A 9692-nucleotide genomic window follows, 5' to 3' on the forward strand; every position below is an offset into this window, starting at 1 on the left:
CCTCGCCGCCCTCAGACGAATGGCCCTCAATGTCCTCAGAGCCGACCCCGCCAAGATCCCCCTCTCCCACAAACGACTCAAAGCCAGGTGGGACGATCAAGAACTCATGCGGCTCATGACTCACATGCGATAGCCCTGCCCTCAGGGGGAGCTGTCAGCGTAGCTGACTGAGGGGGTTCCAGCCCCCAGCGCCATGGATGAAACCCCCTCCACCGCGTTCCGCGGTTCCCCTCCCCCTGTGGGGGAGGATCGCGTACAATCCCACCATGGCCGTTGCGACCCGCGTAGACCCGAAGAGCTATTTCGCGCCCGACGAATGGGCGCCCCTGGCGCGCCGCTCGCGCTGGAAAGGCCTGGCGCTGCTGGCCCACGCCTGGCTGGTCATCGGCCTGGCCATGGCGGTCGCCGTCGCGGCGCCGGGATGGTGGAAGCTCGCCGCGATCCCGCTGGCGATCATGATCATCGGCGGCCGCCAGCTGGGCGTGGCGATCCTGATGCACGACGCCGCCCACGCGGCCCTGCATCCCGACCTGAAGGTCAATGACTGGGTCGGCAACCACCTGACCACCGGGGGCCTGATCGACTACCGCAACTACCACCTGGCGCACCACAAATACGCCCAGCAGGCCGAGGACCCGGACCTGGTGCTGTCGGCGCCCTTCCCGATCACGCCCAGGTCCCTGCGCCGCAAGATCGTCCGCGACCTGACCGGCCAGACCTATTGGAAGCAGCGCTGGTCGGGGCTCTTCAGGCGCATCGCCCATCGCAAGCCAGGCGAGCCCCTGTGGCCCATCCTGAAGGAGGCGGTCTATGCGCGCCGCCGGTTCCTGACCGGCATGGTCGTCACCGTCGCGGTGACGGCGCCCTTCGGCGCCTGGTGGGTTTGGCCGGTGCTGTGGCTGGTCCCGCAAGCCACCTGGCTGCCGATGATCAGCCGCCTGCGCAACATCGCCGAGCACGCCTGCGTGGCCAAGGACGAGCCCGACCCGCTGCGCCACGCGCGCACCACGCGGGCCAACTGGGTCGAGCGGGCGGTGATCGCGCCCTACTATGTGAACTACCACTGCGAGCACCACATGTTCATGCATGTGCCCTGCTACAACCTGCCCCGCGCCCACCGCCTGCTGAAGGCCAAGGGCGTGATGAACGGCATGCTGACCGCGCGCGGCTATGTGGATGTCCTGCGGCGCGCGAGCTCCAGACCGGTCGCGCCACAGTCCACTGCCGCCGCGGCCTGACCTCTAGTTTCGCGTCCAAGACAGTCCGCGATGGCGCCTTGACCGCATAGACTACGCGTGTAATTCATGATGAGAATTACAACCGTAGTTCGGAGACGCCCCCCTATGCGCAAGCTGCTTTTCCTCACGCTGGCCGCCACGGCCCTTCCGGCGTTGGCCTGGGCCGCTGCCGGCGATCCATCCCTCACGGTCTTGCCCCCCGACCAGCGGCTCACCGGTCTGCTCGTCATCAGTCACGCCAAGCCGGTGGTGCTCGTGGCTATGATCGTGCTGTTCGCCGCCGTCATCGCCGCTGCGGCGCTATGGGTCGCGGAGGCCACGCACCCAACTCACCGGTCCGGATCGATCATGGGTTGGCTTTCGTCAATCGCCGCCGGCGCGCCGATGCTGGGCCTATCCGCGGCCGCCTACGGCCTGATGGACGCCTGCATCGGCATCGCCAATGTGCGCCCGGTCCCGACGCTCAGCATCCTGGCGCCCGGCCTTGCGGAGGCGCTCCTCTGCATCACGCTGGGTTGTCTGGCCTCGGCGATCGCCGCGATCGGCGAACGCCATCTGAAGGCCCGCCTGCATCCCCTGGACGCCACCGCGCCCGCCGATCGCACGGCTTCGGCCCCGCTGGCCCGTACGGCGACCTGACGCAGCCGATCGCGGCCTTCGTCGTTAGGGTCTGGAGCGATCCCTCCGGACCCGGACGCACGCCATGCCCATGACCCTCGAAGGCTCCTGCCGCTGCCGCGCCGTGCGTTTCACGGTGCAGAGCCACACGCCGCAGCCCTACCAGCGCTGCTATTGCTCGATCTGCCGCAAGACCGCCGGCGGAGGCGGCTATGCGATCAATCTGGGCGCTGACGCGAGGACGCTGAAGATCGACGATCCAGACAAGACGATCCGCGTCTTCCGCGCCGAGATCCGCGATGAGGACGGGGGCCCCTGCGAACTCTCGACCGCAGAGCGGAACTTCTGCTCGCGCTGCGCCACGGCGCTGTGGCTGTTCTCGCCGGAATGGCCGGACCTGACGCACCCCTTCGCCTCGGCGATCGACTCGGAACTGCCCGCCCCGCCCTCGAGGGTGCACCTGATGTTGAAGTACAAGCCGACGTGGGTGGTCCTGAACCTCGGCGCCGGCGACGCGACCTTCGACCTCTACCCCGAGGAGTCGCTGGAGGACTGGCATAAGAGTCGAGGACTGTGGGTAGCCTAGAAAAACCCTGCCTCTTTCACCGTTCATTCCGGCGAAAGCCGGGATCCAAGCCGAGGCGGGCAAAGGTCCGCAGCGCCGCCGCTGGGCGCCCCTTCCTGAGACTCAGCTTGGGTCCCGGCTTTCGCCGGGACAGGCGGTGTTGGGCCTAGCCGCCTGTGACCCGTTTCGCCGTGAACAGGGCCTCGATCTCGTCGGGGCGGGCGTTGTTGAAGTCCAGGCGGACGCGGCCGTCCTCGGTGCGGCTGACGGTAACCGGGGCCGAGGAATTGGTCAGCACCCAGCCCTTGGGCAGGACTACGGCGTTCTCGGCGCGGCCGAAGGTGCGGTCGAAGACCAGCTCGTCGCCCGCCAGCTTGTAGCGGCCGCGGTCGGTGTAGGTCTCGCTCATCCGCAACCGGATCGACTGGCCGGGCTTCAGCGGCTTGAAGTTGAACACCACGATCTCGCTCGAGGGCGTGATCTTGCCGATTTCCGGGTCGTCGATGCCGGCCTTGGTGATCTCCTCGCCCTTCAGGTGGACGGCCGGGATGGCCTCGCCGGTGTCGAGGTTGCGGGCCGATGGATTGGTGGCCACCGAGCCGGTGCGCACGACGTTGATGTAGCGGCTGACCCCGGCCTTCTCCTCGGTGTAGTCGTGGTAGAGGTCGAAGGCGTGGGTTTCCGGGGCTTGAAGGAAATAGACGATGTCGCGGGTCTGTTTGGCCCGCTCGCCGAACTTGCCCTTCACGCTGGTGGGCGTGGCCGAGAGGTTTCCGGGTGAAGCGCGCAGCTTCAGAGGCGCCTCGCCTGGGGTGATATTGTAGAAGCTGATCCGCAAGCGCCCGTCGGCCTCCTGGGTGACCTGGGACGGATAGTTGCAGGACGTCAGCACATAACCCTTGGGCAGGACCACGGCGTTCTTCTTGATGCCCAGCCCGCGGTCGAAGATCAGGTCGGCGCCGTCGACGTAGTAGCTCTTGGCGTCCTCGTAGGTCTTTTCGATCAGGATGCGCGCCTCGCCGCCGTCGGCCGGCACCGGATGGGCCAGCTCGACACGGATGTAGTCCGACTTGGGATCGGCCTCCGGCAGGCCGGTGGTCTTGGCGCTGTCGCCCGAGACCTGGGCGAACTTCAGCGGCTGGCCGGTGGCCATGTCGGTGACGCTCTCGTCGGAGGCGACGGAGCCCTTGCGGATCGGGTTGAAGAAGGCCGTCGCGCCGGTCCGCACGGCGGTGATGTCGTAGATGATCCGGAACTTCCCCGACCCCGGCGCCAGCAGCTCATAGCGCGTGTAGCCATGCGCCTCCTGCGGCTGACGCCTTTGCGCCGTCTGCGCACTGGCGCTCCAGCTCACCGCCAACGCCGCCGCAACGATCAGCGCACCCAGTCTCCGCATGTCCTGCTCCCCGAAAAGCGAAGCGGCGACTATGGCTGTCCGCCCTCCCGTGTCATCCCGGAAAACGCGTTAGAGCGCGAGAAGCCGCTTTGGCGCGGCGAGGCGCCAGCTGGAGCGCAGCCGCGCCTCCACATGGCCCCAGTCGAGATCGGGGTCGGCGAGGCAGAGGCCGATCCAGCCGCCGCCCGGGCTGAGGTAGGGCAGCCAGCTGTAGAGTTCAGGATCGGCCTCGATGAGCATGTCGAGTTCGTCGCGGCCGGTGACCTTCAGGCAGGCCGCGGTCAGGCCGTCGCCGTGATGGTTGTGCCAGAAGTAGCAGAACATCTTGCCGGCCACGTCGAAGGCCGGCGAGCCGTGGCTGACCCGCTCACCGGTCTCCGGCAACGCCAGACACGCCGCCCGCAGACGGGCGAGGACTGCGTCTGGATCGGTGGCGAGCATCTGGGCGGGCTCAGACAGCCCCGGTGGCGACCAGGCTGTTGGCGCAGTCCATGATGGTCTCCTCCAGGGGCCGGGGCTTCCAGCCCAGCATGCGCTCGGCCTTGGCGTGCGAGAAGTCATGCCGGTGGCCGAGGCCGGGCGTCACCGAGCCCAGGTCCTTGTCGAACAGGCCGGCCAGGCGGATCACGAAATCCGGAACCTTGCGGGTCGGGACCTTGCCGGCCGCCGCGCCCAGATTGGCCCGCAGGATGTCGGCGATCTCCGCCATCCAGGCGAAATGGCCCGCCGCGATGAACCGCTCGCCGGCGGCCTTCTCGTCGGTCATGGCGCGGATGTGCAGGTCGGCCACGTCGCGCACGTCGACCACGTTGAAGCCCAGGCGCGGCAGGCCTGGCACCCGGCCGGAGAGCAGACGCTCCACCACCTGCACCGACTCCGAGAAGTCGCCGCTGGTGACCGGGCCGAGCACCAGGGCCGGATTGATCGTGGCCAGGGTCGTGTCGCTGCTGGAAGCATGGATCAGTTCCCAGGCCGCGCGTTCGGCCAGGGTCTTGGACTGCGCATAGGCGCTGACCTTGGGCGCGTCCGGATCGGTCCAGACGGTTTCGTCGCTGATCCAGTCGCCGGTCGGAGCGGCCGGGCCCTCATCGACCGCGTCGCGCCAGGCCGCGCCCTTGTTGGTCGCCGCCACCGAGGACGTCAGGACCACCCGCTTGACACCGGCCTTGATCGCCGCGCCCACAGCCCGCTTGGCGCCCTCGCGGGCCGGAACGATCAGATCGTTGGGGTCCTTCGGCTCGGCGACGCCGAGCGGCGAGGCCACGTGCAGGACGTAGTCGCAGCCATCGACCGCGGCGTCCCAGCCGTCGTCGGAGGTCAGGTTGGCGGCGTAGAAGCTCAGCCGATTGCCCGGATCGGTGAGCTTGCCCAGCGAGGCCCGGACGGCGGCTTCCTTCGAGAGGTCGCGGACCGTGGTGCGCACCACATAGCCGCGCTGCAACAGGCTCGCCACGCACCATCCGCCGATGTAGCCGGACCCGCCGGTCACCAGCACCGTTTCGCCGCCGCTCATCGTCTGCCGCCCCTATGTTTACACTGCTCAGATGAAGACATAGCAGTTTTGGCGAGCGGTGAAATCGAAAGCTTGCAACGGTGGCTTGCAACTTCGTGCATCCCGCCGCGCTGCGCTGCAACTCCACGAGGCCGCCGCGGCGCCCGAGAATGGGCGCATGGAAGCACAACACAGCCTTTCGGAGCCGGCCCTTGACCTGCAGGCCGCAAACGACCCCCCGATGCGTCACCTGCGGCCGGCTCCGATTACGCCCTCTGACACCCGTTACATCCAGGAACGCCTGGGCCGCGCCATCCGCCTGCGCCGCAGGATCATGGACCTGACCCTGCAGGATCTGGCCGGCGCCTGCGGCGTCACTTTCCAGCAGGTGCATAAGTACGAAAGCGGCCTGTGCAGCATCTCGGCCGCGCAGCTCTGGGCCATCGCCCAGGCGCTGGAGGCGCCGGTGTCCTACTTCTACGCAACCCTCGCGGCGCCGGAAGCCCGGCGCGCCGAAGCCTAGAGTGCGTCGGATGGGTGAACCGGTATCCACTTCACCCTGACGCGCTCTAGACTGCCACCGGACACAACGGCCTCCGGGGGAAAGCCCATGATCCGCAACCTGGCGCAGCTCGCCTATCACCTCGACGAGTGGCTGCAGACCAAGCTCGGGCGGCCCTACAACGCGCTGCTGGGCGTGGGCCTGGTGCTCGGCCTGATCCACCAGTTCCAGGACCTGCCGAAGGACTTCTCCCGCGGCGGCGGCGTCAGCACTCTGCTGGTCGCGCTGATGGACGTGGCCCTGCTGGTCAACCAGGCGGGCCAGTTCCACCAGCACATGGAGCGCCGCCGCGCCATGCCGCGCCGCGCCCGGCTGAAGCGCGGCGAGGGCAAGGACGTCGCCAAGACGGACAGCGACAAGTCCTAGACCCTGTCCCGGCTGACGCTACTTCCGGACGTTGTTGGTCTTGGTGATGAAGGCGGCCACGTCGTCGTGCATGGCCTTCAGCGACGCCTCGTTGGCGTAAACCATGTGGCCGGAGGTGTAGTAGTGGTAGCTGATGTTGGACTGCAGCGCGTCCGGCATCGGCAGGTGGTGCATCTCGTACCAGCCCTCGAAGAACGGCGTCGCCAGGTCGTAGTAGCCGCCCAGCAGCATGACCTTCATGCTCGGGTTATACTTCATGGCCGAGGCCAGGTCAGGCATCACGTTCAGCATGGCGCGCGGCGAGCCGCCGCCACGGCCTGGCGGCACGTGGTTGTTGTCCCAGAAGCGGAAGGTGTTGATCGACGGCTTGAAGATCTTGCCCTCGCCGTAGCCGAGTGTCCGGCGCGCATAGTCGTTGAAAGCGGTGACATAGGCCGAGCTGAGCGCGGCGGATTGCGGATCGTAGCTGGCTTCCTTGCTGAGCGGGTCCATGTCCGGGCCGGAGAAGCGGGTGTCGAGACGCCCGGTGGTCAGGCCCTGGTCGACCTGCAGCTCCTTCTCGAACTCGCCACCGGTGATCCGCAGGTCGGCGCGCAGGACGTAGGCCGCGGGCAGGCCGGTGTAACGGGCGTAGCGTTCGGCGATTTCGCGCTTCTTGGCCGCCGGCAGCTCCGAGCCCTGCTGCAGGGCCAGCGCATAGTCGCCGGTGGCGAAGGCTTCGACCTCTTTCAGATAGGTCTCGATGTCGGTCGGGGCATTGGGCACCAGCTTGCGGGCCCAGGCGGAGGCCGCGTAGGTCGGCAGGGCGGTGATATAGGCCTGGTCGCTGCCGGGATTGTTCTCCGCGCCGTCGACGCTGAGGGCGAAGTTGAGGATCTGCGACAGCAGGATCACGCCGTTGAAGTCGACGCTCTCGCCGGTCGACAGGTCGTTGATCAGCACCGCCGAACGCGGCGTGCCATAGCTCTCGCCGAACAGATACTTGGGGCTGTTCCAGCGGCCGTACTGCGACAGGAACGCCAGCACGAACTGGTCGAAGGCGTAGGCGTCCTGGTCGACGCCCCAGAAGGCCTTTTCCTTGTCCTTGCCGGCGATGCGGCTGAAGCCGGCGCCCGGCGCGTCGATGAACACCATGTCGCTGACGTCCATCATCGAATAGGAATTGTTGATCACCGAATAGGGCGCGGCCGGGGTGTGCTGGCCGTTGTCGACGGTGACGATCCGCTTCGGACCCCAGGCGCCCATGTGCAGCCACATGGTCGAGGAGCCGGGACCGCCGTTGTAGATGAAGGTGATCGGCCGGTCGGCGCTGGGCGCGCCCTTCTTGAAATAGGCCGTGTAGAACATCGAGGCTTCGGCCTGCGGGTTGGCCCCGGCGCCCAGGTCGGACCCCGGCGTCGGGCCGACCTCGCGGCGCGCGGCGTCGTCCCAGCCGCGCGGGTGGACGACGATAGTGCCGGCCACGGCGTGATAGGGGATGACCTGGCCTTCGACGGTGACCACGCCCTCGCTGTCGGCGCGCTCCGGCTTGAACAGCACCCCGGCGTTGGGCTCCGCAGTGGCGGCGTCCGGCTTCTTCGCGGCGGCGGCCTGAGCCGTGGCCGGCTGGCCCGGCGACGGCGGTTGCGCCACGGCGACGCCGGCGATCAGCGACAGGGCCGCGCCCGCCAACAAGACTTTCCTCAACACAGTGATGATCCCCCGAAAAATGAACCGGCAAGCTAGGCCGCGGGGGCAGGCTTTGACAACCGCATGTGAATTCCAGCGGTGAAACAAACCTTCGCGATGGGTGAACCGCGGACAACCGGCCGTCCCCGCGGCGTTCAGACGGGCGAGCCTAGGGTCATCCTCGATCCGACGACGTTCCCGATCCCGGGACGCGCCGCACTCAGGAGCCAAAGATCATGTCGATGAAGACGATCCTCTTGGCGGCCGCGACCGCCGCCACCCTGGCCATCCCCGCCGCCGCCATGGCGCAGGACTATCACCACGCCGACGGCCGCTACGAAGCGCGCCGGGGCCACGACGACCGCGGCTATCGCGGCTACAACTACGCGGCGCCGATCTATAACTATGGCTACGGCTACAGCTATCCGGCCTATGGCTACGACGCCTACAGCTACGCCGCCCCGGTTTACCGCGACCGCGACGACCGCCGCGACTGGGACCGCGACCACCGGCGCGACCACGACCGCCGGTAGGCGCTGAGCTTCGCCCCGCCGCCAGCCTTACGGTGGCGGGGCGCGATGCTCCAGGCCGAGGGGGCTAGGCGCGGCCGGCGGCCTGCAGCAGGCCCAGGCCCCGCGCGGTCACTTCCACCAGCACGCACCCGGGATCGGCGCGTCGGCGGGCGATGTAGCCTGCGTCCACCGCGTCTTCCCAGACCGTCAGGCGCGGGCATGAGGTGCGCCAGGCGTCCATGACCTCCGCATAGGTCCGCGGCTCGCGGTCGAGCCACTGCAGGAAGTCGAGGATCAGCGGGGCGATGATGTCGGTTGGGCGTCCGCCCGGTCCCGCCGCGGCGGGAAGGTCCTTGAGCATAGCTGAGCTCCCTTGCGCCAAACGGGCGGGCGCACAGGGCCCGGCCGCGTCGCATGCCCGGCGAGCATCGCGCCGGCCCCTATTCTTGGCAAGCCGCGGGCTAGGGCTCGAACATCACATCCGGAGGCGCGGGGCGGGTCTTCTTCCGCGGCCGTTCGCGCATGACGCCCGGATAGCCCTTGAGCGGCCCGAGCGGCTCGCCGGCCCAGGTCCAGTCGGCCTGCTCGGTGAGGTTCATGTGGTAGCGGGGCTCGCGGCCCGTGCGCCCGGTGAAGACCGCGCGGGGGATGTTGACGATCTTCGGCGAGCGGGCGCGTTCGTAGAGCATGGGCGTGCCGCAACGGGCGCAGAAGCTGCGCGCGGTCCCGGCCTCGACGTCCTCGAAACGGGTGAGGCAATCCTCGCCCGCCAGGAACCGGAAGCGGCTCTTCCAGCTGCCGACATAGGTGGCGTAGGCGGCGCCCTGGGCGTGGCGGCTGCGCTGCGAATGGTCGTGCCAAGCCCAGACCGCCGGCACGTCGATCTCGATGCGCACCGCGCCGCAGACGCAGGCGCCTGCGGCCTGGACCGCCGAGGCCTTGGGGGGCTTGGCGGCGGCGGGCTTCCTCATCGTCACACTCTCGGTTGGGCGCGGGCCTAGACCCTGTCCCGGCTGACTTGAATCAAGTCAGCCGGGAAAGAACAGGGTCGTCGTCTATATCTGGAGCCCTTCTTGTCCACTCAGGTTGATCCAACCTAAGTGGGAAGGGCTCTAGCCCGGATATCTCACACGGCTCACGGTTGGGGGGGCGAGGCCTGGCATCGGCGTTGGAGTTATCTTGAAGGCGGCCGCCGTCGGCCGCTTGCGGCGGGGGGCTGTGATCGTCTGGGTGCGAGTTCAGTTTCGGGGACGGGTTTTGGCGGGGCGCAGTCAG

The 9692-nt window shown here is 68.2% G+C and carries 12 protein-coding genes; 6 read left to right on the forward strand and 6 right to left on the reverse strand.

The window, feature by feature from the left end:
• Positions 1–266: 266 nt before the first annotated feature.
• The 3 genes from VHS75_RS00890 to VHS75_RS00900 all read left to right on the forward strand — a co-directional run bounded on the left by VHS75_RS00890 (position 267) and on the right by VHS75_RS00900 (position 2442).
• Positions 267–1238 carry a fatty acid desaturase family protein gene (locus tag VHS75_RS00890; protein WP_329636716.1) on the forward strand — a complete coding sequence of 324 codons (972 nt, stop codon included), beginning with the start codon at positions 267–269 and terminating at the stop codon, positions 1236–1238.
• Between the two features lie 105 nt (positions 1239–1343).
• Positions 1344–1877, forward strand: coding sequence for a MotA/TolQ/ExbB proton channel family protein (locus VHS75_RS00895; RefSeq protein ID WP_329636717.1), 534 nt, complete (start codon positions 1344–1346; stop codon positions 1875–1877).
• Between the two features lie 64 nt (positions 1878–1941).
• Positions 1942–2442 (forward strand): GFA family protein, encoded by a 501-nt coding sequence (locus VHS75_RS00900; RefSeq protein WP_329636718.1) that lies wholly within the window; start codon positions 1942–1944, stop codon positions 2440–2442.
• Between the two features lie 145 nt (positions 2443–2587).
• Here VHS75_RS00900 and VHS75_RS00905 read toward each other — a convergent pair whose 3' ends face one another.
• From VHS75_RS00905 to VHS75_RS00915, 3 genes are all read right to left on the reverse strand, one after another.
• Positions 2588–3817, reverse strand: a complete 1230-nt coding sequence (locus VHS75_RS00905; protein WP_329636719.1) for a hypothetical protein — start codon at positions 3815–3817, stop codon at positions 2588–2590.
• A 69-nt stretch (positions 3818–3886) separates the two neighbouring features.
• Entirely contained in the window at positions 3887–4258 is a 372-nt protein-coding gene (locus VHS75_RS00910) for an MmcQ/YjbR family DNA-binding protein (RefSeq protein ID WP_329636720.1), read from the reverse strand.
• 10 nt (positions 4259–4268) lie between these two features.
• Positions 4269–5330, reverse strand: coding sequence for an aldehyde reductase (locus tag VHS75_RS00915; protein WP_329636721.1), 1062 nt, complete (start codon positions 5328–5330; stop codon positions 4269–4271).
• 157 nt (positions 5331–5487) lie between these two features.
• Here VHS75_RS00915 and VHS75_RS00920 point away from each other — a divergent pair, with 157 nt between their 5' ends.
• Entirely contained in the window at positions 5488–5832 is a 345-nt protein-coding gene (locus VHS75_RS00920) for a helix-turn-helix transcriptional regulator (RefSeq protein WP_329636722.1), read from the forward strand.
• Between the two features lie 87 nt (positions 5833–5919).
• Positions 5920–6237 carry a hypothetical protein gene (locus VHS75_RS00925; protein ID WP_329636723.1) on the forward strand — a complete coding sequence of 106 codons (318 nt, stop codon included), beginning with the start codon at positions 5920–5922 and terminating at the stop codon, positions 6235–6237.
• 18 nt (positions 6238–6255) lie between these two features.
• On the opposite strand, the gene VHS75_RS00930 is transcribed toward VHS75_RS00925, so the two are convergent.
• On the reverse strand, positions 6256–7908 hold the full coding sequence (locus VHS75_RS00930) for a S10 family peptidase (RefSeq protein WP_329636724.1): 1653 nt from the start codon (positions 7906–7908) through the stop codon (positions 6256–6258).
• Positions 7909–8141: 233 nt separating this feature from the next.
• Here VHS75_RS00930 and VHS75_RS00935 point away from each other — a divergent pair, with 233 nt between their 5' ends.
• Positions 8142–8438 (forward strand): hypothetical protein, encoded by a 297-nt coding sequence (locus VHS75_RS00935; protein ID WP_329636725.1) that lies wholly within the window; start codon positions 8142–8144, stop codon positions 8436–8438.
• Positions 8439–8502: 64 nt separating this feature from the next.
• Here the strand turns inward: VHS75_RS00935 and VHS75_RS00940 are convergent, their stop codons facing one another.
• The gene (locus VHS75_RS00940) at positions 8503–8778 is read right to left on the reverse strand and encodes a hypothetical protein (RefSeq protein ID WP_329636726.1); all 276 of its coding nucleotides are present in this window, start codon (positions 8776–8778) and stop codon (positions 8503–8505) included.
• Between the two features lie 100 nt (positions 8779–8878).
• Positions 8879–9388 (reverse strand): GFA family protein, encoded by a 510-nt coding sequence (locus VHS75_RS00945; RefSeq protein WP_329636727.1) that lies wholly within the window; start codon positions 9386–9388, stop codon positions 8879–8881.
• Positions 9389–9692: the final 304 nt, after the last annotated feature.

The organism is Phenylobacterium sp. (assembly GCF_036264965.1).
Classification (GTDB): domain Bacteria; phylum Pseudomonadota; class Alphaproteobacteria; order Caulobacterales; family Caulobacteraceae; genus Phenylobacterium.